This window comes from Pseudarthrobacter siccitolerans, from assembly GCF_030823375.1.
GTDB classification, from domain to species: Bacteria; Actinomycetota; Actinomycetes; order Actinomycetales; family Micrococcaceae; genus Arthrobacter; species Arthrobacter siccitolerans_A.
The window spans coordinates 996,520-1,022,508 of record NZ_JAUSXB010000001.1 but is presented as its reverse complement, the minus strand read 5'-3'; the positions used below and the strand labels follow the sequence as shown (position 1 = coordinate 1,022,508).

Annotated in this window: 21 protein-coding genes and 1 tRNA gene; 13 read left to right on the top strand and 9 right to left on the bottom strand. The window is 65.8% G+C overall.

What is annotated here, in order from left to right:
- Positions 1 to 85 precede the first annotated feature (85 nt).
- Positions 86 to 742, top strand: coding sequence for an MBL fold metallo-hydrolase (locus QFZ36_RS04840; protein WP_306634347.1), 657 nt, complete (start codon positions 86 to 88; stop codon positions 740 to 742).
- Here QFZ36_RS04840 and QFZ36_RS04835 read toward each other — a convergent pair.
- On the bottom strand, positions 739 to 1,830 hold the full coding sequence (locus QFZ36_RS04835; protein ID WP_306634345.1) for a PLP-dependent cysteine synthase family protein: 1,092 nt from the start codon (positions 1,828 to 1,830) through the stop codon (positions 739 to 741). The genes QFZ36_RS04840 and QFZ36_RS04835 overlap by 4 nt on opposite strands.
- A gap of 73 nt (positions 1,831 to 1,903) precedes the next feature.
- On the opposite strand from QFZ36_RS04835, the gene QFZ36_RS04830 reads away from it, so the two are divergent.
- Genes QFZ36_RS04830 through QFZ36_RS04820 form a run of 3 tightly spaced genes read left to right on the top strand, consistent with a single transcriptional unit; the run spans position 1,904 to position 4,440 of the window.
- A complete protein-coding gene (locus QFZ36_RS04830) occupies positions 1,904 to 2,818 on the top strand; it encodes a sulfurtransferase (RefSeq protein WP_306634343.1) in 915 nt (304 codons plus the stop codon).
- 9 nt (positions 2,819 to 2,827) lie between these two features.
- Complete coding sequence (locus QFZ36_RS04825; protein WP_306634342.1) at positions 2,828 to 4,018, top strand: NAD(P)-dependent alcohol dehydrogenase; 1,191 nt, start codon at positions 2,828 to 2,830, stop codon at positions 4,016 to 4,018.
- Entirely contained in the window at positions 4,015 to 4,440 is a 426-nt protein-coding gene (locus QFZ36_RS04820; RefSeq protein ID WP_306634341.1) for an HIT family protein, read from the top strand. The genes QFZ36_RS04825 and QFZ36_RS04820 overlap by 4 nt, the downstream gene beginning before the upstream one ends.
- 9 nt (positions 4,441 to 4,449) lie before the next feature.
- On the opposite strand, the gene hrpA is transcribed toward QFZ36_RS04820, so the two are convergent.
- Together hrpA and QFZ36_RS04810 are read right to left on the bottom strand one after the other, a co-directional pair.
- The gene (gene hrpA / locus QFZ36_RS04815; RefSeq protein WP_306634340.1) at positions 4,450 to 8,415 is read right to left on the bottom strand and encodes an ATP-dependent RNA helicase HrpA; all 3,966 of its coding nucleotides are present in this window, start codon (positions 8,413 to 8,415) and stop codon (positions 4,450 to 4,452) included.
- A 146-nt stretch (positions 8,416 to 8,561) separates the two neighbouring features.
- Entirely contained in the window at positions 8,562 to 8,729 is a 168-nt protein-coding gene (locus tag QFZ36_RS04810; protein ID WP_306634339.1) for a hypothetical protein, read from the bottom strand.
- Between the two features lie 81 nt (positions 8,730 to 8,810).
- Between QFZ36_RS04810 and QFZ36_RS04805 the strand changes: the two genes are divergently transcribed.
- Positions 8,811 to 9,779: a GlxA family transcriptional regulator gene (locus QFZ36_RS04805; protein WP_306634337.1), complete on the top strand. Its 969-nt coding sequence runs from the start codon at positions 8,811 to 8,813 to the stop codon at positions 9,777 to 9,779.
- 18 nt (positions 9,780 to 9,797) lie between these two features.
- Here the strand turns inward: QFZ36_RS04805 and QFZ36_RS04800 are convergent, their stop codons facing one another.
- A complete protein-coding gene (locus QFZ36_RS04800) occupies positions 9,798 to 10,106 on the bottom strand; it encodes a protealysin inhibitor emfourin (protein WP_306634335.1) in 309 nt (102 codons plus the stop codon).
- A gap of 62 nt (positions 10,107 to 10,168) precedes the next feature.
- Positions 10,169 to 11,212: a M4 family metallopeptidase gene (locus tag QFZ36_RS04795; protein WP_306634334.1), complete on the bottom strand. Its 1,044-nt coding sequence runs from the start codon at positions 11,210 to 11,212 to the stop codon at positions 10,169 to 10,171.
- A gap of 112 nt (positions 11,213 to 11,324) precedes the next feature.
- Here QFZ36_RS04795 and QFZ36_RS04790 point away from each other — a divergent pair, with 112 nt between their 5' ends.
- Positions 11,325 to 12,275 (top strand): cation diffusion facilitator family transporter, encoded by a 951-nt coding sequence (locus tag QFZ36_RS04790; protein WP_306634332.1) that lies wholly within the window; start codon positions 11,325 to 11,327, stop codon positions 12,273 to 12,275.
- A gap of 70 nt (positions 12,276 to 12,345) precedes the next feature.
- On the opposite strand, the gene QFZ36_RS04785 is transcribed toward QFZ36_RS04790, so the two are convergent.
- The 4 genes from QFZ36_RS04785 to QFZ36_RS04770 all read right to left on the bottom strand — a co-directional run bounded on the left by QFZ36_RS04785 (position 12,346) and on the right by QFZ36_RS04770 (position 15,437).
- Positions 12,346 to 12,418 (bottom strand) — tRNA-Arg (locus QFZ36_RS04785).
- Positions 12,419 to 12,543: 125 nt separating this feature from the next.
- Positions 12,544 to 14,088, bottom strand: coding sequence for a ferredoxin--NADP reductase (locus QFZ36_RS04780; protein ID WP_306634330.1), 1,545 nt, complete (start codon positions 14,086 to 14,088; stop codon positions 12,544 to 12,546).
- Positions 14,085 to 14,957 carry an FAD:protein FMN transferase gene (locus QFZ36_RS04775; protein ID WP_306634328.1) on the bottom strand — a complete coding sequence of 291 codons (873 nt, stop codon included), beginning with the start codon at positions 14,955 to 14,957 and terminating at the stop codon, positions 14,085 to 14,087. Before QFZ36_RS04775 ends, QFZ36_RS04780 begins: the two co-directional genes overlap by 4 nt.
- 3 nt (positions 14,958 to 14,960) lie before the next feature.
- Positions 14,961 to 15,437 carry an FMN-binding protein gene (locus tag QFZ36_RS04770; RefSeq protein WP_306634326.1) on the bottom strand — a complete coding sequence of 159 codons (477 nt, stop codon included), beginning with the start codon at positions 15,435 to 15,437 and terminating at the stop codon, positions 14,961 to 14,963.
- 176 nt (positions 15,438 to 15,613) lie between these two features.
- Between QFZ36_RS04770 and argS the strand changes: the two genes are divergently transcribed.
- From argS to prfA, 7 genes are all read left to right on the top strand, one after another.
- Complete coding sequence (gene argS / locus QFZ36_RS04765) at positions 15,614 to 17,278, top strand: arginine--tRNA ligase (protein WP_306634324.1); 1,665 nt, start codon at positions 15,614 to 15,616, stop codon at positions 17,276 to 17,278.
- Positions 17,279 to 17,282: 4 nt separating this feature from the next.
- A complete protein-coding gene (gene lysA / locus QFZ36_RS04760; RefSeq protein ID WP_306634323.1) occupies positions 17,283 to 18,773 on the top strand; it encodes a diaminopimelate decarboxylase in 1,491 nt (496 codons plus the stop codon).
- Positions 18,774 to 20,090, top strand: a complete 1,317-nt coding sequence (locus QFZ36_RS04755; RefSeq protein ID WP_306634322.1) for a homoserine dehydrogenase — start codon at positions 18,774 to 18,776, stop codon at positions 20,088 to 20,090. It abuts the gene before it with no gap.
- Positions 20,091 to 21,197 (top strand): threonine synthase, encoded by a 1,107-nt coding sequence (thrC, locus tag QFZ36_RS04750; protein ID WP_306634321.1) that lies wholly within the window; start codon positions 20,091 to 20,093, stop codon positions 21,195 to 21,197.
- 2 nt (positions 21,198 to 21,199) lie between these two features.
- Entirely contained in the window at positions 21,200 to 22,174 is a 975-nt protein-coding gene (gene thrB, locus QFZ36_RS04745; RefSeq protein ID WP_306634319.1) for a homoserine kinase, read from the top strand.
- Positions 22,175 to 22,472: 298 nt separating this feature from the next.
- Positions 22,473 to 24,647, top strand: coding sequence for a transcription termination factor Rho (gene rho / locus QFZ36_RS04740; RefSeq protein ID WP_306634318.1), 2,175 nt, complete (start codon positions 22,473 to 22,475; stop codon positions 24,645 to 24,647).
- Between the two features lie 232 nt (positions 24,648 to 24,879).
- On the top strand, positions 24,880 to 25,953 hold the full coding sequence (prfA, locus tag QFZ36_RS04735) for a peptide chain release factor 1 (protein WP_306634315.1): 1,074 nt from the start codon (positions 24,880 to 24,882) through the stop codon (positions 25,951 to 25,953).
- The last annotated feature ends 36 nt before the right edge of the window (positions 25,954 to 25,989 follow it).

Here is a 25,989-nt window from a genome sequence, read left to right as displayed (position 1 = left end):
CGCTTCCCTAAGGATGGTGGCAAAGATCCAGATTACCAGCCGGAGCTTCGTGGACACGGCCCGGGACGGACCCTAGGCTGGCGCTATGAAGCTGACGAAATACACCCACGCCTGCGTCCGCCTCGAGAAGGACAACCGCGTCCTGGTGCTGGATCCTGGAACATTCTCTGAAACCGCAGAAGCCCTGTCCGGCGCCGACGCCGTGCTGGTCACCCACGAACACGGCGACCACATCGACGTGCCGGCAGTCGTGAATGCTTTGAAGGAAGACGGGAACCTGGCGGTCTTCGCCCCGTCCGGCGTCGCGGACAACCTGCGCAAGGAAGCCCCGGACGCCGCATCCCAAATCAACACGGTGGACCCCGGCTCATCCTTCGAGGCGGCAGGCTTTGATGTCCGCAGCTTCGGCGGCCAGCACGCCCTGATCCATCCGCAGATCCCGGTGGTGGCCAACATCGGCTATCTCCTGGACGGGAACGTCTACCACCCCGGTGATTCCTTCGTGATTCCGCACGGCGTCAACGTGCAGACGCTGCTGGTTCCCCTTCATGCTCCCTGGAGCAAGGCCCAAGAGGTGGTGGATTTCGTGATCGGCGTCCGGGCACCCCGGGCATTCCAGATCCACGACGGACTGCTCAATGACAACGGGCTGAAAATCGTGGAAGCCCATGTCAAGCGGCTCGGGGCAAACTACGGCACTGAGTACCGGCATCTGGCCGCGGGGGAGTCACTGGAGGTCTAAACCGGCTCCCCGCCCCAGGAACCAGTCTCAAAGAATCGCCGGATCACCGCTTCATAAGGTGCCGGGTCCAGGCCCTGGGATGCCAGCCACACGGGGCTGTTGTAGTTGCCTGCGTAGCGCTCCCCGCCGTCGCACATGAGCGAGACGATGCTGCCCCTGCGGCCCTCGGCGATCATCCTGGCGATCAGCTGCCACACTCCCCAAAGGTTGGTTCCCGTCGAGGGGCCGGCGTGGAGGCCGGCAAGCGTGCGGAGGTGCCGCATGGCAGCGACCGATGCGGCATCCGGAACCTGGACCATATGGTCGATGACGGAGGGCACAAAGCTGGGCTCCATGCGGGGCCTGCCGATGCCCTCGATCCTTGAGGGCAGGCCAGTGGCAGGGCCGGAGGTGCTGCCCCGCCAGCTGGGGAAGAAGGCCGAGTTCTCCGGATCGACCACCAGCAAACGGGTGGGGTGGCTGTGGTAGCGGAGGTACCTGCCGATCGTGGCGCTGGTGCCGCCCGTTCCCGCGCCCACCACGATCCAATCCGGTACGGGATGCTCCTCCAGTTCGAGTTGGCCGAAGATGGACTCCGCGATGTTGTTGTTGCCGCGCCAGTCCGTGGCTCGTTCGGCATAGGTGAACTGGTCCATGTAGTGCCCGCCGCTGGTTGCGGCGACCTCTTCCGCCGTCGCGTAGACCTCGGAGGCATGGTCCACCAGGAGGCAGGAGCCGCCGAACTGCTCAATCAGGTCAATCTTCTCCTGGCTGGTGGTGCGGGCCATGACCGCGATGAACGGCAGCCCCAGGAGCTGGGCAAAATACGCCTCAGACACGGCCGTGCTGCCGCTGGACGCCTCAACGATGGTGGTGTCCTCCCTGATCCAGCCGTTGACCAGCCCGAACAGGAAGAGCGAGCGCGCCAGCCGGTGCTTGAGGCTGCCGGTGCGGTGGGTCGATTCATCCTTCAGGTAGAGCTCGACGCCCCAGTGCTCCGGCAGGGGTACCGAGTAGAGGTGGGTGTCGGCGGAGCGGTTGTTTTCTGCCGTGATTTTCCGGATGGCTTCGTCCGCCCAGGCCCGGCCCGCGCTGCGCTCAATCTTCACCGCACCAGCCTACCCGCGCCTCCCGGGGCTGCCGCTAGAGTGGGAGGGCTGGCCGCCTGACGAATGGAGCACCATGGAGCCACTGCTGGACGTTGCCGCGTTGGAAGAGCGCCGTGCCGGCGGCCTGCGGACGGTGCTGCTGGACGTGCGCTGGGCACTGGGCGATCCTCTCGGCCACGAGCACTACCTGCAGGGGCACCTGCCGGGCGCGGTGTTTGTTGACCTTGCCACCGAACTTGCGGATCCGGCCGTGCCGGAGCGCGGCAGGCACCCGCTGCCCTCGCCGCTGAAGTTCCAGGACGCCGCGAGGCGCTGGGGTATCAACAACGGCGACATCGTGGTGGCGTATGACGACAGTGCCAATATGGCTGCCGCACGGGTGTGGTGGATGCTGAGGAACGCCGGCCTCACCGGGGTTTACCTGCTCGACGGCGGCCTGGCTGCTTGGCGCGAGGCAGGCCTGCCGCTCGAACAAGGGGAGGTTCTACCCCGTCCCGGCGACGTGACGCTGGGGGACGGGCAGATGCCGGTCCTGGATGCGGCCGCCGTGACCGCCTGGGTGGAACATGGACCCGTTCCGGCGGGTCCCCAACCTGATAGGGTCCTCCTTGATGCCCGGGCCGGGGAGAGGTACCGGGGCGAGGTGGAGCCCGTTGATCCGCGCGCAGGCCACATCCCGGGCGCCGTCAGCGCGCCCACTGCACAGAACGTGGGCACAGATGGCCGCTTCCTGCCTCCCGACGAGCTGCGCCGCCGCTTTGAAGCGCTGGGCATTACCGACGACGTCGAGGTGGGTGTCTATTGCGGATCCGGCGTCACGGCCGCGCACGAGGTTGCGGCCCTTGAACTGGCGGGATTCCGCGCCGCGCTGTATCCCGGGTCCTTCTCGGAGTGGTCCAGCAACCCCCTGCTGCCGGTGGCTACCGGGCCCGGGTCCCACGGCGGCGATGGGCCCGTTGAGTGGAAACATCACGGGGCGCAAGGGTAGCGTCGCACTATGACTCCTGGACGTCCCGTGCCGCCGCCCCTTGCCAAACCTGCTGCCCCCGAACCGGCGGCGCCAACCGTCGCCCCCGGCTCCGTTGCTGCCGGATCCAACGTTTCCGACGGCGGCGTCCTGGCCGCCGCGTACGGCGCCACATCCCCCGACAGCGGCCTGGTTCCGCTCACCCTTGCGCGCCGGACACCCCAGCCTGACGACGTCGAAATTGCCATTGAGTTTTGCGGGCTGTGCCACTCGGATGTCCATGCGGTGCGTGGCGAGTGGGGCGGCCAGGCCTATCCGCTGGTACCCGGCCACGAGATCGTCGGGACCGTAAGCCGCGTGGGGTCAGCCGTCACCGGCTTCGCCCCGGGGGACCGGGTGGGGGTGGGCTGCATTGTGGACTCCTGCCGCGAATGTGAAAGCTGCCTGGACGGCCTGGAACAGTACTGCGAGAACGGGATGACCGGCACATACGGCGCCGTTGACCGCCGGAACGGCGGTTCGATCACGCAGGGCGGCTATTCCTCCACAGTTGTGGTGGACCGCCGCTATGTCCTGCGTGTGCCGGACTCCCTGGACCCGGCCGCCGTTGCCCCGCTGCTGTGCGCCGGCGTCACCACCTACTCGCCGCTGCGGCACTTCGACGTCGAAGAAGGCGACGTTGTGGGTGTGGTGGGGCTCGGCGGGCTTGGGCACATGGCCGTCAAGCTGGCCAAGGCCATGGGAGCGAAAGTGGTGGTTTTCACCACGTCCGAGTCCAAGGTGCCGGCCGCCCTGGAACTTGGCGCCGACGAGGTTGTCCTCTCCCGGGACGAAGCGGCGATGGACGCGGCAAACCGCACCATCGACCTGATTATCGACACCGTGGCAGCACCCCACGACCTGAACCCGCTGTTCCGCACCCTGCGGGTGGACGGCGCGCTCTTCCAGCTGGGCCTGCCGTCCGAGGCAATGCCGCCCGTGAACCCGCGGGCACTGATCCGCCGCCGGATCGCCTACGCCGGCTCGCTGATCGGCGGGATTGCGGAGACGCAGGAAATGCTGGACTTCTGCGCAGAGCACGGGGTAGCGGCGGACATCGAAGTGGTCCGCGCTGACCAGCTGAACGAGGCCTACGACCGGATGGTTGCAGGCGATGTGAAATACCGGTTTGTGCTGGACACCAGCACACTGCAGGCACCCGCCGAGGAGGCAGACGAATGAGCACGCTTTTCACCAGGATCCTGAACGGCGAAATCCCCGGCCGGTTTGTGTGGCGCGAAGACGACGTGTCCGCGTTCCTCACCACGGGTCCGCTGGCGGACGGCCACACCCTGGTAGTCCCCACCGAGGAAGTGGACCGCTGGACGGACGCTTCGCCGGAGACGCTGGCGAGGGTCATGGAGGTGGCCCGGCGGATCGGGGCCGTCCAGGTGGATGTCTTTGGGGCAGCGCGCGCCGGGCTGATCGTGGCCGGCTACGAGATCAACCATCTCCACGTGCACGTGTGGCCCTCGCGGAGCATGGCAGAGTTCAACTTCGCGACCGCGGACCAGAATCCCGATCCCGAGGTGCTGGACGCCAACGCCGAAAAACTGCGGCAGGGACTCCGGGATGCCGGGTACGGCCAGTTCGTCCCGGCCTAGGTGCACTGCCTAGGCCGGGGCAAGCGCCTTGTTGAGCACGGCGCGGATCCGCTTTTCGGACACTGAATAGGCCGTACCCAGTTCAACGGCGAAAAGGCTCACCCGGAGCTCCTCGATCATCCACCGGACCTGGGCCAGTTCGCCTCCGGCCCGCCGGCCCGGAAGCAGTGCGGACACGGCGTCGTCGTAGTCATCCTCGAGCCGCTGCACCACCGCCATGCCCAACGCGTCGCGCTGGACGTTGCCCGGCAGGCGCTCCAGCCGCTTTTCAATGGCGGCAAGGTATCTCGGGAGCTGGCTGAGCTGGGCGTATCCGGTGCGCGCCACAAAGCCGGGGTACACCAACTGCTCCAGCTGGCTCTTGATGTCATTGAGCGCAGTGATGAGAGCCAGGCTGGTGGTGCCCTTGAGCTGCTTTTCGATCCGCCGGGTGCTGGCGAGGATGCGTTCCACCACCGCCGTTACGCTGAACACGGTATCGATCAACTCGGCCCGGACTACTTCATAGAGCGCGTCGAAGGACTTCCGGTCCCACGGGAGCTCCGCCGGCGTGAGTTTGTCGATGGCTGCGAGGGCGCAGTCGGTGATCAGGGCGGACACCGAACCATGCGGGTTCTGGCTGAACGTCAGCTTCTCCGTATTGCTCAGGTGCTCCAGCACGTAGCGGTCAGGAGCCGGAACCCGTAACGCCAGCAGCCTGATCACGCCGCCGCGCATGGCGTCCTGCTGTTCATCCGCAGTCTGGAAAACCCTGAGGGCCACGGACTTGCCCTGGTCCACCAGCGCCGGATAGCCGGTGACGGTGTGGCCTTTGACCATGCTGCTGACCTGGCGCTGGATGGTCCCGAAGCTCCACTCCGTCAGGCCCTCCTGCTCCCGGAAGCCGGCAGGGGCTGAGCCTGCCGGCACCTGGGCCGGGGCCTGCGCCGGCGAAGCCCCGCCGTCGTCGGCCTTCCCCGCAGCACGCCCCGCCTTGCCGCGGGGGGCTGTCGAGGCGGGCGTGGCGCCCAGTGACTCGGCAATTGCGCGGCGGGTGGCAGGAGCGAGCTCCTCTTGGAGGGCGGCAAGGTTTTTGCCTTCGCCGAGCACCCTGCCCTTGCTGTCCACTACCTTGAAAGTCACTCTGAGGTGCGGGGGCACAGCATCCCAGTTCCACGAACCGGGCGGGATCACGTGTCCGCGGATCCGGCGGAGCGCAAGTTCGAGGGATGGTTCCAGTTCATCGGAGGCCGGGTCGAAATCGGACTCCAGCACCGCCACCGCCTGCCGCGCCACATCCGGGGCCGGCACGAAGTTCTTGCGGAGCTGCTTTGGCAGGGACTTGATCAGGGCCGTCACCAGTTCCACACGCTGCCCGGGAATGAGCCAGCGGAAGGCTTTGTCGTCCAGCTGGTTCAGGAACAGGACGGGCACTTCGGCCGTGACGCCGTCGTTCGGGTTGGGCGGTGAGCCGGGGGCCACCGGATGGAACTCATAGGTCAACGGAAGCTCAAAGCCCTTGTGCAGCCAGGTCTTCGGGTAGGCGGAAACATCGAGGTTGTCCGCGTCATCGCTGAGGAGGAGCGTTTTGTCGTAGTCCAGGAGATCCGGTTTTTCCTGCCGGGCATCCTTCCACCACTTGTCAAAGTGCCGCTCGGACACCACCTCGGGGCCGATCCTCGAGTCGTAGAACTCGAAGAGCGTTTCGTCGTCCACCAGGAGGTCCCGGCGGCGCATCCTGGCTTCAAGTTCCTCCACCTCCTGCAGGAGGGCGCGGTTGCGGTGGAAGAATTTGTGGTGGGTTTTCCAGTCACCTTCCACCAGGGCATGCCGGATGAACAGTTCCCTCGCGACGACAGGATCCACCCTGCCATAGTTGATCCTCCGCTGGGCGATGATGGGAACGCCGTACAGGGTGACTTTCTCGTACGCCATCACTGCGCCCTGGCGGGTGGACCAGTGCGGTTCACTGTAGCTGCGCTTCACTAGGTCCGGAGCCACCTGCTCCGCCCAGAGCGGGTCGAATTTAGCGGCCACCCGGGCCCACAGCCGGCTGGTTTCCACCAGTTCGGCGGCCATGACGAACGTGGGTGACTTTTTGAACAGTGCGGAGCCGGGGAAGATCGCGAAACGCGTGCCCCGGGCCCCGGCATACTCGCGCTTGCGCTCGTCCAGGATGCCGATGTGGCTCAGCAATCCGGAGAGGAGGCTGATGTGCACGCCGTCGTGATTGCCCACGGGATCGGCAAGCCGCTTGTTGTCCAGGCTGATGCCCAGCGGACGGGCGAGCTGGCGCAGTTGTGCGAACAGGTCCTGCCATTCCCGAACGCGCAGGTAGTTGATAAACTCTGCCCGGCACAGCCTCCTGAACGCGGAGGAGGACAACTCCTGCTGCTTCTCCTGCAGGTAGTTCCAGAGGTTCAGGAAGCCGGTGAAATCCGAGTTCTCGTCCTTGAACCGGTTATGTTTTTCCGCCGCGAGCTGCTGTTTGTCCGTGGGGCGCTCGCGGGGGTCCTGGATGGTGAGGGCCGCCGCCAGGACCATCACCTCACGGACGCAGCCGCGTTTGCCCGCTTCCACGATCATGCGGCCAAGCCGGGGATCCACGGGCAGCTGGGCGAGTTTTTGCCCGACGGCGGTGAGGCCGCCCCCGCTTTTCGCGCCGCCCGTGCCGTTCTGCGGCGTGGCCGGAGCCAAGGCGCCGAGCTCGCGGAGCAGCGTGACGCCGTCGTTGATTGCCCGTGTTTCCGGCGGCTCGACGAAGGGGAAGTTCTCCACGTCCTTGGGGCCGCGAGCCACGCCCATTGCCGTCATCTGCAGGATGACCGCGGCCAGGTTGGTGCGCAGGATTTCCGGATCGGTGAACTGGGGCCGCGACTCGAAGTCTTCCTCCGAGTACAGCCGGATGGCGATGCCGTCGGAGACGCGGCCGCACCGCCCGGACCGCTGGTTCGCGGATGCCTGCGAGACGCGCTCAATGGGCAGCCGCTGGACCTTGGTGCGGTGCGAGTAGCGGGAGATGCGCGCCGTGCCAGTGTCGATCACGTACTTGATTCCCGGCACGGTCAGCGACGTCTCCGCCACGTTCGTGGCGAGCACGATGCGCCGTTTGTTGCCGGGATGGAACACCTTGTGCTGTTCCTGCAGGCTCAGGCGCGCGAACAGGGGTAGCACTTCGGTCCCGGCGAGCCGCCGGTTGGACTGGATGCGTGCCTGCAGTGCGTCGGCGGCGTCGCGGATTTCACGCTCGCCGGAAAAGAACACCAGGATGTCGCCGGGAGCCTCTGCCGCGAGTTCGTCGACGGCGTCGCAGACGGCGTCGAGCGGGTCCCGGTCCTCCTCGAGTTCGTCATCCGAGGCGTTCTCTTCGTCCGTGCCGGCAGGCGGCTGGGACAGCGGCCGGTAGCGGATTTCCACCGGGTACGTCCGGCCGGAGACCTCGATGACGGGGGCGGGCTTTTCCGGTGTGCCGAAGTGGTTGGCGAACCGTTCAGGATCGATGGTGGCGGAGGTGATGATCACCTTCAGGTCCGGGCGCTGGGGGAGGATCCGCTTGAGGTACCCAAGGATGAAGTCGATGTTGAGGCTGCGCTCGTGGGCCTCGTCGATGATGATGGCGTTGTACTTGCGCAGCAGCTTGTCGCGCTGGATTTCCGCCAGCAGGATGCCGTCGGTCATCAGCTTCACCTTGGTGGCGCGGCTGACTTCGCCGGTGAAGCGGACCTGAAAGCCGACTTCCTGGCCGATATCGACGCCCAGTTCCTCGGCGATGCGCTCGGCAACCGTGCGGGCTGCCAGCCGGCGCGGCTGCGTGTGGCCGATCAGGCCGTTTTCGCCCAGGCCCAGTTCAAGGCACATCTTGGGGATCTGGGTGGTCTTACCGGAGCCGGTCTCGCCGGCGATGATGGTGACCTGGTTCGCTGCGATGGCTGCCATCAGGTCTTCGCGGCGCTCGGAAACCGGCAGCTCGGCAGGATAGGAGATGTGAAGTGTCATGGCTGCTGCAAGTCTACTGCGGGAGCCCGGGCTTCCCGTTTCGACAGCATGCGGCTGTTCTGCCCGCTAGGGGCTGGTTGGGGCGGTAATCGGGAAAACGGATGGAAAAGCAGTGGTTGGAAGGGCGGCGGATGGAAAGGCGGTGCTCAGAAAATGCGGAGCGTGTAGTTGCTGCTGGGAAGGTCCAGGGCGGACCAGGCTTCGTGGGATTCCACGGGAGGTGTATGCCCGCGGCCGTCACGCAGGAGCGCTGAAACGGTGGCGGCGAGGATAACGAGCAGGAGGACGATGAGGAGGGTGATGAGGATTTCCATACCTCCATGCTTCTCCTGTGGGCGACCAAGAAAAAGTGGCAGAAATGACCAAAAAGCTATAATTCCTGCCACAATGGAAGCATGCTGAAATCAGTGGCAGTCATCGTGGTTCCCAACTTCTCGATGTTCGAATTCGGCACCGCCTGTGAGGTGTTCGGGATCGACAGGTCGGGCAGGGGGAGCGGCGTCCCGGCTTTCGACTTTCGCGTTTGTACGCCCACTCCCGGCAACGTCCGGCTCAAATCAGGCCTGTCCCTGAATGTAGAACTTGGCCTGGAGGCCACCGCCGACGCCGACCTGGTCATCATGGCGCCCTACGGCAGGGACGACCAACTCCCCGAAGCGGTCCTTGATGCGCTGCGCGCTGCCGATGCCAGGGGCGCCTGGGTGATGTCCATCTGCTCGGGTGCCTTTGCCCTGGCGCGGGCGGGCCTCCTGGACGGCCGGCGCTGCACCACCCACTGGCACTATTCGGGCCAGCTGGCGGCCGAGTACCTGCGCGTACAGGTGGATGAAAACGTCCTCTACGTGCAGGACGGGAATATCATTTCCTCTGCCGGTACGGCCGCGGGGATTGACGCCTGCCTGCATTTGGTGCGCGTGGAACTCGGCGCGCACGTGGCCGCCGCAATTGCCCGCGACATGGTTGTCCCTCCGCATCGCGACGGCGGCCAGGCCCAGTTCATTGAGCGGCCCATGCCCACGTGCGGTTCAGCCCCGATGGAGGAACTGCTCCGCTGGATGGTGCAGCACCTGGACCGTGAGCACAGCGTGGGCGAGCTGGCGGCACGCGTGCACATGTCCGCCAGGACGTTCGCCCGGAAGTTCAGGTCCGAAACCGGCGCAACACCGGCTGCCTGGCTCAACTCCCAACGGGTGCTCCGGGCCCAGGAACTTCTGGAGTCCACGGACCTGAATATCGACGAGATCGCACGGGAGTCCGGCTTCGGTCATCCAGTACTGCTGCGGCACCATTTCGGGAAAGTCCTGGACACCAGCCCGCAGTCCTACCGCCGGGCTTTCCGGGGCCAGCTGGCGGAAGTGGTTTAACCCCGCCCGGCTCACGTATCACTGCGCTGTGCGGGACTCCTCTGCAGCGGCCCTGGTGCTGTCCACCAGGACACGCCAGGGACCGGTGACGGCCTGCTCGGGAAGGGCTGCGCGCCGCTGGCCGGCGCGGATGGAGTAGATGAACCGGTCCGGCTGGGCCCCTGAAAATTCCGCTGCGGCGGCCCTGGGCGTCCTGGGCACGGCATCCCAGGGGCATGCTTCCACAATGGGCTGCCATTGGTTCCGCGCCGTCTCGGACTCAGCGTTTACAGTCCAAACCCGGGTGATCGCCGCGATACCGCCGGTGCGTTCCACACTGATCTTCATGGCCTGGTTCCTGGGTGGTACCTCAAGCCTGGCGGCCCGAAGTACGGCGGCCAGGCATCCCATTAAAGCTTGACCTTCACAGTTTCCCACGCGTTGCGCACGGCGTCATGCTCTTTTGATCCGGAACCGAAAAGCTCGGTGGCAGCAGCGGCCGTGGCGCGGGCGAAGACCGTGAAGGTGGCGGCTGTGGGCAGTGAACCCGCGGTGAGCGTCTGGTACCAGATCCGCCCAGGGGAGTCCCACGCGTTTCCGCCCAGCTGTTCGGCCAGCAGGCAAAACGCCCGGTTGGGGATGCCGGAATTAATGTGGACGCCGCCGTTGTCAGCGCTCGTCTTGACATAGGAGTCCATGGAGTCCGGCTGTGGATCCTTGCCCAGCACGTCGTCGTCGTAGGCGGTTCCCGGGGCCTTCATGGAGCGCAACGCCTGCCCCTCCACCTGGGACGTGAAAAGATCCTCGCCGATCAGCCAGCTGGCTTCGGCGGTGGACTGCTTCTTGACATACTGCTCAACGAGGGCGCCGAACACGTCCGACATGGACTCATTGAGGGCCCCGGCCTGGTTCCGGTAGGCCAGCCCGGCTGAATACTGGGTGACCCCATGGGCCAGCTCGTGGCCGATGACGCTGAGGGACCTGGTGAAACGCTGGAAGACTTCGCCGTCGCCATCACCGAAGACCATCTGGGTGCCGTCCCAGAAGGCGTTGTCGTACAACTTGCCGAAGTGCACGGTGGCGTTCAGGGGCAAACCCCGGCCGTCGATGGAGTTCCTGCCGAAGACGTCCGCATAGAGCCGGTGCGTGTGGCCCAGCCCGTCATAGGCCTCGTCAGCGGCAGGATCTCCGGTAGCGGGCTCACCCTCCTTGCGGACAAGTTTGCCGGGAAGGACTTCTGAACCGGCGGCGTCGAAAACGGAGCGGTTCGAGGGTCCCGGTTTTGCCTGCCGCACTCCTGCGGGAATTTCCGGAGCGGCCTGGCTGCGGGCCGCGTGGACTGAACGCACGTGCCCCAGTGCTTCCCTGGCGGCCCTCGCTGCCGCGGAAAACTCCGGTGCGTCCTGGCGTGCCAGGCGCCGCAACAGGTAGGGCGGAATGATGGAGCAGTACATGTGAGACCCCTTTGCTTCTGCTGGTGTGAACAGCCTACGAGGGGGCACCGACATCAGGCACGGATACTGCCCTTGGCGCGTCGGATGCGGCCCGGGTGGGTACGGTAGGCCCATGGCGCGCACCAGGAAGCGGACAAAATCCAACGGCACTCTCTTGACGGTGATCATCGCCTTCGCGGCGAATGCCCTCATAGCGGCAGCGAAGTCGGTGGCCGCCGTGGTCACCGGATCGGCATCGATGACCGCTGAGGCCGCGCACTCCTGGGCGGATGCCGGAAACCAGGTGTTCCTGTTCCTCGCCGAGCGGCGGTCGGCCCGGCCGCGGGACGAGAGCCATCCCATGGGCTACGGCCGGGAAGCCTACGTCTGGTCGATGTTCGCGGCGTTCGGGCTCTTCACCGCAGGCGCGGTGGTGTCCATCATGCACGGCATCCAGGAAATCATCGAGCCGGAGCCCGCCTCGGACTTCGCGGTGGCGTACGTGGTGCTGGCCCTGGCTTTCGTTTTGGAAGGAATTTCCTTCATCCAGGCGTTCCGGCAGACCCGCAAGGCGGCACGGGAGCTCGAACGGCGCACCCTGGAACAGGTGCTCATCAGCTCGGACCCCACGCTGCGGGCCGTTTTTGCGGAGGACGCCGCTGCGCTGATTGGCCTGGTGGTGGCCTTTGCAGGAGTGCTGCTGCACCAGATCACGGGTTCGGCGCTGCCGGATGCCGTGGGATCCATCGTGGTCGGCGTGCTGCTCGCCGTCGTCGCTGTGGTTCTCATCGACCGGAACCGGCGCTTCCTGGTGGGCCAGGGGGTGACGCCGGACATCGAACGGTCCATGGCCCTGCGGCTGCTGGAGCACCAGGACATCGCCCGGTTAACCTACCTGCACCTGGAGTATGTCGGACCCCGGAAGCTGTACGTCGTGGCGGCGGTGGACCTGCAGGGGGACCACCCTGAACATGAAGTGGCTGTGTCTTTGCGCCGGATAGAGCGCGAGCTGGAGGACCACGAAACAGTGGAGGAAGCCGTGCTTACCCTGGCCACCCCGGATGAGGCCCGCCTGGAGTTCTGAAACCGGAAAACGCGACAGGAGACGCAAAAACCCGCCGTTTCAAGGAAATGAAACGGCGGGTTTTTCTCTGTGCCCTCGATAGGATTCGAACCTACGACCTTCTGCTCCGGAGGCAGACGCTCTATCCCCTGAGCTACGAGGGCAATCCGGGGTTCCTGCCGTTGCTGGCGGGACGTCCTAGAGCTTAGCAGTAAGGTGGCCCGCAAGGGAAAATCGCCGCTCCACGGCGAGTCCGCCAAGGCCGACCGGGGCTGGCGAGGCCCCAACTTCAGTAGCCGGAGAACGAATCGACATGCACGTGCCGTGCCCCGGCCTGCTTCGCCGCGCGCCGCAAAGAAGCGACACTGGCCGGTGAACCCGAAACATAAACCTCGCGGTCAGCGACGTCGGGGACCACTGCCTTAAGGGCGTCCCCGTCCAGCCGGGACCCGTACGCCGGGAACGCCGTGATGTGCGGCGGCGGCTCCGATCCGTCCGCGATCAGGGCCGCCACACGGATGCCGGCGGACTTCAGTTCCTCAGCGTAGGCAACCTCATCGGCACTCCTGGCGAGCAGGAGGAGGACAGTGTCGCGATCCCGGAGGCTTCCGGAGGAGATGTGCGAGAGGAAAGGCGTGATGCCGATCCCGGCGGCGATCAGCAGGACTGGCTTGCGGGAGCCGCGGGGGAGGACAAAGTCACCGCCCACCGAGGTGGCCGTTACCTCGTCGCCGGGCTTCAACGAGAGGAGGACGCTTTTGGCGGCGGAAACGGGCCCGGCGGTCCGCACACCGAACTTCACCTGGCTTTCACCAGGCGAGCCCGTCAGACTGAACACCCGCCGTCGTCCTTTGCCATCCGCCTTGTCATGCGGAAGGTCCAGCTCCATGTACTGCCCCGGCAGGAAACGGACAGGGCGGGAGGGCTCGAAGGAGAACTCGGTGGTGCTGGGTGTCAGCGGCCGCGTCCCGGTGAACCTCAACCGCACGCTGCCCCTCTGGCCCGCCATAAAGGCGAGCAGATTGCCGAGCAGCAGCGCAGCCTCGGGTGAATTCGCCAGGAAACCGAAGTTGTAGGGGACAGCAAAGACCACACCCACCACAGCCGCCAACCCCAGTTGCTGCCACCTGCGCGGCGGCAGCGTCAGCGGCTCGGTGAGCATAAACCCCACAAAAAACAGCAGCGGCCGCTGGGCAAGAGCCTGCCACAACGCCGTTCCCGCGGACATGCCGGCCTCGAGCAGCTCCGCGCTGATGATCGCGCACGCCACCACCAGGAAAACCGCAGCCATCAGCAACTTCCGGGTGCGGTACAGGACCAGGAGGACACCCGGAACCAGCAGCCACAGCATGGCAGGCGTGGCCGCCCACCAGGTGGCAATGTTGAGACCCGTGAGCCCGGCCGCGAAGGCGCCGGCAGCAGCGGGATTGAAGATATGGCGGCCCCGCCACGCCAGTGCGTACTTCGACGCCGACGCCAGCACGCAGGCCAGCGCCACGCCCGCCACATCCATGGGCACGAAGGAAGGCCAGAACAGGAAATACAGCAGCAGGCCGGTGATCAGCGAGGACTCCGAGTGGGGCCGCACGTGGAACAGCGCTGCCAGTGCCCTGTTCGAGGCGTACGTCAGCCCAAGGCACAGGGCCAGGTGCCCGAGCATTTCGGGAATGCCGAAAGTCAGCCAGCCAAGGGCGTCGAGCAGCAGGCTGTAGGCGGCAAGGGCCGCCAGGACCAGGAGGATCAGCCGGTACATGGTGAACCGGCCAAGGAGAGTGTCCAGCCGGCCGGCCACGGAGGGGACGGAGCCGGCTTTTGGCGTTTCGACAGGGCTCATGTGAACAGTGTTCCTTCAAAGGCGGCAGAATGGGCCGCGCTGCCATCGGAAAACACGGTCAGCCAGGAGAAGTCGAATTCTTCCTGGAGCTGGTCACCGGGGACAAAGAAAAGGGCGGTGGCCAGTGCGTCGGCCAGCATCGCAGTATCCGCCAGGGCCCAGGTGGCGACGGCGGTCCCCACCGGTTGCCCGGTAGTTCCGTCCAGCACGTGGTGCAGTCCGTCACCCCAGGCGCGGCGGTTGGAAGCAGAGGCGCACAGCGACTGGCCGTCCAGGGGAACAATCCCAATGGCCTGGGTGGGATTGTAGGGATGTTCCAAGGCCACTTCGGTGGGCAGCGGACCGCGGACCAGCAGGTCGCCACTGGCATCGATGACAAACGCTTCCAGGCCCCCGGCACCCAGCTCCTCCGCGAGCAGGTCAACCAGCAGGCCCTTGCCCGCCGCCCCTATATCGAGCACCACCGGAGCCGTGGTGGTGATGGTGGTGCCGGACCAGTCCAGGACCTCGTCCCAGGCCGGCGCCGCCAGCGGGGAACCGGAGGGCTTAAGGGAGTAGCCGGGGTCGTACCCCAGCCGTTCCAGGGAAGCCCCGATCAGTGGCGTCATGGCGCCGTCAGTCATGCCGTACAGCGTTCGGTACAGAGCGCCAAGCTGCTGCGCCTCATCGGCAAACTCATAACGTCCCGGCCTGCGGGCGAGAGCGCTGACGCGGGAATCCGAGCGGAAACGGGACCACTCGGCGTCGAAACGCTCCACCCGTTCCAGCAGGCGCGTCCTGACCGGCGCGCTCAGCGGAACCGGCGTGGAGATCTCCCACTGCGTTCCGATCCCCTCGAACGCAAAGTCCTCCCAGTCCCCGTCCGGCACCTTCTACTGCGCCTCCTGCTTGATCTTTTCCACGGCCTGGTTGAACCCGCCGCTGGTCAGGGAGGAGCCGGCAACTTTGGAGACGTTGAGTTCGTCGATGCTCTTGCCCACGATCTGCGCCGCTATGCCGCCGGCGAATTCCCCCTGGAACTTGCGGGTGTTCGGGCTGGAGGGATGCTGGGTGATGTTGACGCCCGTGACCGTGCCTCCGGCCAGCGTAAGTTCCACCCCGACCGTCTCCGATCCGTTGGGGGAAACGTAGCTTCCGTCCGCACTGTACGTCCCGTCCTTGTAGGTGGAACCGCTGCCGGCCAGCGACGACGTGGCTGCTGTCGGGTTGGCGGCAGCAGTTTCCGCTGCGCTTTTCGCCGGGGCACCCGGGGCGCTGTCGGCGGCGGAAGGCGCGCAGCCGGCCACGGTTCCAGCGAGGGACAGGCCGGCGATTCCGGCGAAAACACTCTTGCGGACTGACTGTCTCATCAAGGCTCTCATTTCGGTTAAGTGTCTGGTGGCAGTACCTACGCTGGTGTCAACGATGAATCCAGCGTATTGGTTCAGCCTTGCAACTGGCTTGGATATTTCCTGTGGATTGCCTGTGGCGCAGGGGACAACGGCCCAATTCTTTTGCTTTCACCGGCCCCCGGTAGGCTAGAGGGGTGACTCCCGAAGAACTCTCCCTCGCCATATCCGCCTGCCTGAAAGACGCCGTCGCCGCCGGCGAGATCGCCCTTTCAGCATCAGCAGTGCCTGACGAGGTACGCGTGGAGCGGCCCAAGAACCGCGACCATGGAGACTGGGCCACCAACATTGCCCTGCAGCTTGCGAAGCAGGCAGGCACCAACCCGCGCGAGTTCGCCACCGTCCTGAGCGCACACCTGAAAACCATCGACGGCGTCTCCGCGGTGGATATCGCCGGTCCCGGCTTCCTGAACATCACCGTGGACGCTGCCACGGCCGGCGCCCTTGCCAAGGTGATTGTCGAGGCCGGGAAACAGTACGGAACCAACACCGCGCTCGCAGGTCACACCGTGAACATGGAGTTTGTGTCTGCCAACCCCACCGGCCCCCTGCACATCGGGCACACCCGCTGGGCCGCACTGGGCGACGCCATTGCCCGCGTGCTCCGTGCTTCCGGAGCCGACGTCACGGCCGAGTACTACATCAACGACGCCGGTTCCCAGATGAACACCTTCGCCAACTCTGTGTACTCCCGCCTCCACGGACTGCCCGTGCCCGACGGCGGCTACCCCGGACAGTACATCGCGGACCTTGGCCACGAGGTGCTCACGGCCCACCCGGACATCCGCGAACTGACCGAAGTTGCCGCACTGCCGGTGATCCGCGCGGCCGCCTATGAGGCCCAGATGAAGGACATCAAGGCCACCCTCGCGGACTTCGGCGTCGAGTTTGACGTGTTCTTCTCCGAGCAGGAACTGCACGACGCCGGCGCCATCGAAAGTGCCGTTGCGCGCCTTCGTGAGCAGGGCCACGTGTTCGACGACGGCGGTGCGGTTTGGCTGCGGACCACCGACTTTGGCGACGACAAGGACCGTGTGATGATCCGGGCCAACGGTGAACCCACCTACTTCGCCGCGGACGCCGCCTACTACCTCTCCAAGAAGGACCGCGGCTTCACGGAGAAGATCTACCTGCTTGGCGCCGACCACCACGGCTACATCAACCGGCTCAAGGCCATTGCTGCCTGCGCCGGGGACGATCCCGAGGTGAATATCGAGGTGCTCATCGGCCAGCTGGTTTCGGTGAACGGCGCCAAGCTGTCCAAGCGCGCCGGCAACATCATCGAGCTCAAGGACCTGATCGACTGGCTCGGCAAGGACGCTGTCCGCTACTCCCTGGCGCGTTTCCCGGCGGATTCCCCGCTGACGCTGGACCCGGAGCTGCTGAAGAAACACAGCAACGAGAACCCGGTGTTTTACGTGCAGTACGCCCATGCCCGCACCCGTGGTGCAGCCCGCAACGCGGTCGCGGCCGGGGTGGAACGCCGGGTGGACGGCAAAGACAGCTTCGACGCCTCGCTCCTGGATCACGCCACGGAAAACGAGCTGCTCTCCTACCTGGGCAGCTACCCCTCCGTTGTGGCCAAGGCTGCCGAGCTGCGCGAACCGCACCGGGTGGCCCGCCACCTCGAAATCATCGCCGGCGCCTACCACCGCTGGTACGACGCCTGCCGCATTGCCCCCATGGGCGATGAAGCGGTAACCGATGTGAACCGTACCCGGCTCTGGCTCAACGACGCCACCAGCCAGGTGCTGGCCAACGGCCTGGACCTGCTCGGCGTGTCCGCGCCGGAACGGATGTAGCCCCGTGACTGCACAGGAATCCACCAGCCAGGACACCAACAACGCGTCGCCGCTGGCCCCCGGATGGCTCGCAGTACCGGGGGACCTCAATGCCCTGCAGGCACCGATGTGGGCCAAGAGCGTTGACCGGAACGACGACGGCGGCCTGGCCGTCGGCGGCCTGTCCGTTGCTGCCCTGAAGGAACAGTTCGGCACGCCGCTGTTCGTGATGGACGAGGCAGATTTCCGTGCCAGGGCACGCGCGTTCAAGGACTCCTTCGACGCCGCCTTTGCCGATATCTGTGGCGGCGTGGATGTCTACTACGCCGGGAAGTCGTTCCTCTGCACTGCAGTGGTGAAGTGGGTGGAGGAGGAAGGGCTGCGCCTGGACACCGCCTCCGGCGGCGAACTGGCCGTCGCCGCGCGTGCCGGAATCCCGGGGGAGCGCGTTGCTCTGCACGGCAACAACAAGTCCGACGCCGAGATCAACCGGGCTCTGGACATGAACCTGGGCCGCATTGTGGTGGACAGCCTCGCCGAGCTGGAACGCGTCGGGGCCATCGCCCAGACCCGTGGTGACCAGGCAAAGGTCATGCTGCGGCTGACGCCCGGTGTGCACGCCCACACCCACGAGTTCATCGCCACCGCCCACGAGGACCAGAAGTTCGGCCTCTCCATGGCGGAGGACACCACCGGGCAGGCCGGCCTCTCGGCCGCGGAGGAAGCTGTTGCAGCTGCCGCCGCGAACCCTGGTATTGAACTGCTGGGTCTGCACTGCCACATCGGATCCCAGATCTTCGAACCGGACGGCTTCGCGCTGGCCGCGGAGAAGCTCCTCCGCTTCCTCGCAGCCATGCAGGAAAAGTACTCCATCGTGATGCCGGAGCTGGACCTGGGCGGCGGCTACGGCATTGCGTACACGCCCGTGGATACCCCCCGCCCCGCAGCCGAGATCGCGGAGGCGATGGCCGCCGTCGTGCGTTCCACCTGCGCGGAACTGGGCATCGATTCCCCACGCATATCGATTGAACCGGGCCGCGCGATCGTGGGCAGCACCACCTTCACCCTCTACGAGGTAGGGACGCTGAAGACTGTTCGCGTGGACGCTCCCGGCGCCTCAACGGCCAGTGACGGCGGCAACAACGTTACGTATCCGCGCCGCTATGTTTCGGTGGACGGCGGCATGAGCGACAACGCCCGGCCGGTGCTGTACGACGCGGATTATTCGGCCGTTCTGGCATCCCGCACGTCCTCCGCCGCGCCGCAGCTGTCCCGCGTGGTGGGCAAACATTGCGAGAGCGGCGACATAGTTGTTAGAGATGTATATCTGCCCGAGGACGTGGCAGCCGGTGATCTGCTTGCTGTACCGGGGACCGGCGCCTACTGCTGGGCCCTGTCAAGCAACTACAACTATCTGGCCCGGCCGGGCGTTGTCGCGGTGCGCGACGGATCTGCCCGGCTGATTGTCCGCGGGGAAACCGAAGAAGATCTGTTGAACCGCGACATGGGAGCCTGAGTGACTGAAATGCGAACCCTGAAAGTGGCCCTGCTGGGCTGTGGCAACGTTGGGGCCCAGGTTGCGCGGATTCTCATTGAGGACGCCGACGCCCTTGCCGCCCGTACCGGTGCCCGCCTGCAGCTGAGCGGTATTGCCGTGCGCAACGTCAACGCCCCCCGGGACGTGGAACTGCCCCAGGAACTGTTCACCACCGACGCCGAGACCCTGGTCAAGGACGCGGACTTGGTGATCGAACTGATGGGCGGCATCGAACCTGCCCGTACGCTGATCCTTTCCGCCCTGCGCAACGGCGCCTGCGTGGTCACCGGCAACAAGGCCCTCCTCGCCCAGGACGGTCCCACCCTCTATGAGGAGGCTGACAAGGCGCACGTCCAGCTGTCCTACGAAGCTGCCGTGGCCGGGGCCATCCCCATCCTGCGCCCCATCCGCGACAGCCTGTCCGGCGACCGGATCACCCGCGTGCTGGGCATCGTCAACGGCACCACCAACTACATCCTGGACCAGATGGATTCCACCGGGGCCCAGTTTGCCGACGCCCTGGCCGAAGCCCAGCGGCTCGGCTATGCAGAAGCAGACCCCACTGCCGACATCGAAGGCCACGACGCCGCCGCGAAGGCAGCCATCCTCGCATCGCTGTCCTTCCACACGCGGTTTGCCCTCGAAAACGTGCACTGTGAAGGCATCACATCCGTCAGCGCCGCGGACATCGCTGCTGCCAAGGACGCCGGTTTTGTTATCAAGCTGCTGGCGATCGCTGAAAAGCTCGCTAATGCCGACGGCGGCGAGGGTGTTTCCGTCCGCGTACACCCCACGCTCCTGCCGCGCGAGCACCCGCTGGCTGCCGTCCGGGGGGCCTTTAACGCCGTGTTCATCGAGGCGGAGAACGCCGGCGAGCTGATGTTTTACGGCCAGGGCGCCGGCGGCACCCCCACGGCATCCGCAGTGCTGGGCGACCTCGTCTCGGCAGCCCGCCGCCTGGTGCTCGGTGGCCCCGGCCGCACCGAAACCACCACCGGCCACGTGCCGGCGCTGCCTATTGACGCCGCCGTCACCAGCTACTACATCGGCCTCGACGTGGCGGACCAGCCCGGTGTCCTCGCCAGGATCGCCCAGCTGTTTGCCGAGCACGGCGTTTCCATCGAAATCATGCGGCAGACCATCCACCGAGACGCCGAGTCCAAGGTGGAGTCGGCCGAACTGCGGATCGTCACCCACCGCGCGTCAGAGGCTGCCCTCGCGGCCACCGTCGAGGCCGTGAAGGGCCTGGACGTCATCAATTCAGTTACATCCGTTCTGCGGGTAGAAGGAGTCTAAGTGGCTCACCAATGGCGCGGCGTCATCCGCGAATACGCTGACCGTCTGCCCGTGACGGAATCCACCCGGGTGATCACCCTGGGTGAGGGCGGCACCCCGCTGGTGCATGCGCAGAAGCTTTCCGAGCTCACTGGCTCGGAGGTGTACCTGAAGGTGGAAGGCATGAACCCCACCGGCTCGTTCAAGGACCGCGGCATGACCATGGCCATGACTGCCGCAGTAGCCTCCGGTGCCAAGGCCGTTGTCTGCGCGTCCACGGGCAACACTTCTGCTTCCGCCGCCGCCTACGCAACGGCCGCAGGCCTGAAGTGCGCCGTCCTGGTGCCCGAAGGCAAGATCTCCATGGGCAAGCTCAGCCAGGCCATCGCCCATGGCGCCACGCTGCTCCAGGTGGACGGCAACTTCGACAACTGCCTCGACATCGCCCGGAAACTGGGGGAGTCCTACCCGGTCTTCCTGGTCAACTCGGTCAACCCCGCCCGCATCCAAGGCCAGAAAACCGGCGCGTTCGAGATCGTGGACGCCCTGGGTGACGCCCCGGACATCCACGTCCTGCCCGTCGGCAACGCAGGCAACATCACCGCGTACTGGAAGGGCTACAAGGAGTACTCCGCTCCGTTCGAGTCCGATACCGCCGGCACGCTGCCCGCCGTCTCCACCAGGACACCCGCGATGTGGGGCTTCCAGGCAGCAGGGGCCGCACCGTTCGTTGCCGGCCACCCCATCACTGAACCGGACACCATTGCCACCGCCATCCGGATTGGCAATCCCGCTTCGTGGGACGGCGCCATCGCTGCCCGCGATGAGTCCGGAGGATTCATCGACGCTGTAACCGACGAGGAAATCCTTAACGCCCACCGCTGGCTGTCCTCCCGTGAAGGCGTCTTTGTGGAGCCCGGTTCCGCCGCCGGCGTGGCGGGTCTGCTGAAGAAACACGCCGCAGGCGAGGTGCCCGCCGGCAAGACCATCGTTATCACCGTCACCGGACACGGACTGAAGGACCCCCAGTGGGCCCTGCGCACCGAGGACGGCAGCGACGTCCAGCCGGTCAAGGTCTCCAACGACGTGGTCACCGTTGCTGCTGAACTGGGACTGGAAGAAAAATAACCTTGGACACCACCTCGCAGGCCACCGTCGGCGTGCAGCTTATTGAAGCCGGACAAAGCGTCACCGTCCGTGTTCCGGCCACATCCGCCAACCTGGGCCCAGGCTACGACAGCCTGGGCCTGGCCCTGGCGCTGCATGACACCCTAACGGTGGAGAGCCTCGAATCCGAGGAACTCGTGTTCGACCTCACCGGCGAGGGTGCGCAGACGCTGCCCCGGGACGCCAGCCACCTGGTCATCCGCGCGATGGAAGCGGCTTTCGAACGGCTCGGCTTCCGTCACGGCGGCCTCAAAGTGACGGCGGAAAACGTTGTTCCCCACGGGCGCGGCCTGGGCTCCTCCGCGTCAGCCGTGGTGGCCGCGATTTCGGCAGCGAACGCCCTGGTGCCGGAGGGCAGCCGCCGCGGGAAGGACTGGATCCTTCAGCTCACCAGCGAGCTCGAGGGGCACCCGGACAACGTGGCACCGGCCATTTTCGGCGGACTGGCGCTGTCGTGGCAGGACAGTGACCAGTACAGCAGCACCAGTGCAACGGTGTCCGGAACGGTGGTTCCGGTGGTCGCGGTTCCGGACTTCGAGCTGTCCACGGAAACCGCGCGGGCGCTGCTTCCGGCGTCCGTGGGACACCACGCGGCTGCCATGAACGCCGGGCGGGCGGCGCTGTTGATCCACGCCCTGACCAGCAAACCGGAATTCCTGCTCGCCGGTACCGAGGACTACCTCCACCAGAGCTACCGGGCAGAAGCCATGCGTCCGAGCGCTGCACTGATTTCGGCACTCCGCGCGGCCGGACATGCAGCAGTCGTTTCCGGTGCCGGGCCCACCGTGCTGGTCCTGGCTGACGGACAGGCTGAAGCCGCCGCCGTCGTCACTTTCATTGAGGAGTTCACCGCGGCGGACACGCCGGATACAGGTTGGCGCGTACTGAAGCTGGCAGTGGACGTTGAAGGTGCTAAGGTGGAGTTGCACCGGCGGTAATTGACGCCTATCTGATCTGCATATGCACTTAGTTGCAACCTGGTCTCCTACTGCGCAATCTATTCCGGTGCCACCTGCTTGGTCTGTCGCAGGAATCTGCAGCATTGAAACTGCCCCTGAAACGTCAGTCCAAAGTTCCACCCTGGGCGGAGCGCAGCGTGAATCAGTATCCGGCCCTGCTGGCCGATATCCAACCGGCAAGGCCGAACAATCCCGGCTGCAGATCTGAACTGCAGCCCAGATCAAATCATCGCGCCCAGCTCCTAGTCTGGACGCCGTCGAGGGGGAAGGATCCTTCGTGACCGAAACCACTGAGCTGTCGCCAGCTGTGGAACTATCATCTTCTGCTGCCGATTCGGCAGCACCCGCCAAGAGCAGCGGCCTTGCCGGCCTGAAGCTCGCCCAGCTGCAGGCACTTGCCAGCCAGCTCGGTATCTCCGGCGGTTCCCGGATGCGCAAGGGGGACCTGGTTGCTGCCATCTCCGCCCACCGCGCAGGCACTCCGATGACCAAGGCTCCGGCCAAGTCAGCCGAAAAGCGCACCGAGAGCGTCGCCGCACCGGCAGCTGCAGCTGTTGCTGCCCCTGCAGCCTCCGCGCCGGCCGAAACCACGGAAGCGCCGGCCGAAGGCACCCGCGGCCGCGGCCGCAGCCGCCGGGCCGTCAGCGACGGAGTTGTGGCACCGGCAGCTGCTGAAGTTGCCGCTGAAGCGCCTGCCGCTCCCGCTGAGGCTCCCGCCGCCGCGGAAGCTCCCGAAGCAACCGAAGGCGCCGAACGCCGCCAGCCCCGCACCCGCAACCGCCGCCGGGGCGACGCGGCAGCACCGCAGGCCGCGGAGGCCGTTGAGGCACCCGCAGAGCAGGCTGGCGCTGAGCAGCGTATTGCCGAGCCGCGCACCGTTGAACAGCGCGCTGCCGAACCGCGCACTGTTGAACAGCCCACCGCCGAAGCGCGCACCGAAACCGAAGAGGCCGGCCAGCGCACCGATCGTCGCGAAGCCGGCCGTGGCCGCGGCCGCGATACCCGTGAAAGCGGCGACAGCAGCCGGGACAACGCCGGCAGCCGCGAGGCCGGCCAGCGTGAAGGTGCCCGCCGTGACGACAACCGCGACACCGATGACGCCGACGGCGGCAGCCGCCGCAACCGCCGCAACCGCCGCGACCGGAACGACCGCAATGACCGCTCGGGCGGCCAGGACCGGGACAACAGCTCACGCAACGACCGTTTCCGCGACCGCAACGACCGCAACGACCGCCGTCGTGGACGCGCCCAGGGACCTGACGTCGACGACGTTGAGGTTACTGAGGACGACGTCCTGCTGCCCGTTGCAGGCATCCTCGACGTCCTGGAGAACTACGCGTTCATCCGCACCTCCGGCTACCTGCCCGGCCCCAACGACGTCTACGTCTCCCTGGCCCAGGTCAAGAAGTACAACCTCCGCAAAGGCGACGCCGTTGTTGGCGCCATCCGCGCACCCCGCGACGGCGAAGACCGCAGCCAGCAGTCCACCCGCCAGAAGTTCAACGCACTGGTCCGCGTCACCTCGGTCAACGGCAAGACCGCCGAAGAACTCAAGGACCGCGTCGAATTCGCCAAGCTGGTTCCGCTCTACCCGTCAGAGCGCCTGCGCCTCGAGACCGATCCCAAAAAGATCGGCCCCCGCGTCATCGACCTCGTCGCCCCCATCGGCAAGGGCCAGCGTGGCCTGATCGTCTCCCCGCCGAAGGCCGGAAAGACGCTCATCCTGCAGTCCATCGCGAACGCGATCACCACCAACAACCCTGAGGTCCACCTCATGATGGTGCTGGTTGACGAACGCCCCGAAGAAGTCACGGACATGCAGCGCACCGTCAAGGGTGAAGTCATTGCCTCCACCTTCGACCGCCCCGCAGACGACCACACCACCGTGGCCGAACTCTCCATCGAACGCGCCAAGCGCCTCGTGGAAATGGGCATGGACGTGGTGGTCCTGCTGGACTCCATGACCCGCTTGGGCCGCGCCTACAACCTGGCTGCACCGGCCTCCGGCCGCATCCTGTCCGGTGGTGTCGATTCCGCAGCACTGTACCCGCCCAAGCGCTTCTTCGGTGCAGCCCGCAACATCGAAAACGGCGGCTCGCTCACCATCCTGGCCACCGCACTCGTGGAAACCGGCTCCAAGATGGACGAAGTCATCTTCGAAGAGTTCAAGGGCACCGGCAACATGGAGCTCCGCCTGTCCCGCCAGCTGGCAGACAAGCGCATCTTCCCGGCCGTGGACGTCAACGCGTCCGGCACCCGCCGCGAGGAAAACCTCCTCTCGCCCGAAGAAGTCAAGATCATGTGGAAGCTGCGCCGCGTCCTCTCCGGACTCGAAACCCAGCAGAGCCTTGAACTCCTGACCAACAAGATCCGGGAGACCCAGAGCAACGTTGAGTTCCTGATGCAGGTTCAGAAGACGACGCTTGGTGCGAAGTCGGATAACGACAAATAGCTGAGTTCACCGCTAGTAATGGCGGTCCCGCGCGCTGACGCCGCACGGATTTTCCGCCCCCGCCCCTACGCTGGGAGGCTTACGATCTTCGATCGTTTGCCTCCCAGCTTCGGCAGGCCCGATGCCACTCCCGGGGCGGAAAATCCGTGCGGCTTCGTCGTTAAGTCGCCTTCGCGCGTCTCGCCTAACTTGTGGCATTACTAGACTTGTACAAGTCGAAAGAGGTTTATAGATGTTTGAGTCCGTACAGGGCCTGCTTGATGAGCATGATGCTATCCAGGCGCAGCTGGGGGATCCTGCTGTTTATGCTGATCAGCGGCTTGCCCGGAAGCTGGGGCGGCGGTCGGCTCAGCTTAATGGCATTGTTGAGGCTTATCACAAGTGGGAAGGCATCCGTGATGACCTTGCTGCTGCCAGGGAAATGGCTGCCGAGGATCCCGAGTTTGCTGCCGAGGTTCCTGAACTGGAAAAGGCGCTTGAGGTTGCTGCGGCGAAACTGCGCCGCCTGCTTATCCCGCGCGATCCTGACGACGCCCGCAACGTGATCCTTGAGGTCAAAGGCGGCGAAGGCGGCGACGAAGCTGCGCTGTTCGCCGGCGACCTCCTGCGCATGTACACCCGGTACGCGGAATCGCGCGGCTGGAAGACCGAAATCATCTCCGCCACCGAGTCGGACCTTGGCGGCTACAAGGATGTCCAGGTTGCCGTCAAGGGCAGCTCCAACGATCCCGCCGAGGGCGTCTACGCCCGGCTGAAGTTCGAAGGCGGCGTGCACCGGGTGCAGCGCGTTCCCGTGACCGAATCCCAGGGGCGCATCCACACATCTGCTGCAGGCGTGCTGGTTCTCCCTGAAGTTGACGAGCCCGAAGAGCTTGAAATCAACCAGAACGACCTCAAGATCGACGTCTACCGTTCCTCCGGTCCCGGCGGCCAGTCCGTGAACACCACGGACTCTGCAGTGCGCATTACCCACCTTCCCACGGGCATCGTGGTGGCCATGCAGAACGAGAAATCCCAGCTGCAGAACCGCGAGGCCGGCATGCGCGTGCTTCGTGCGCGCATCCTGGCGCACCAGCAGGAGCAGATCGACGCCGAAAACTCGGCCCAGCGGAAGTCGCAGATCCGCACCATGGACCGCTCGGAGCGCATCCGCACCTACAACTACCCGGAAAACCGCATCGCGGACCACCGCACCGGCTACAAGGCCTACAACCTGGACCAGGTCATGAACGGCGACCTGGAACCGGTCATCCAGTCCGCGATTGAGATGGACGAACAGGCGCGCCTGGACGCCATCGGCGACTAGTCCGTCCGGCGGACATTCAGGTTACGGAATTCAGGA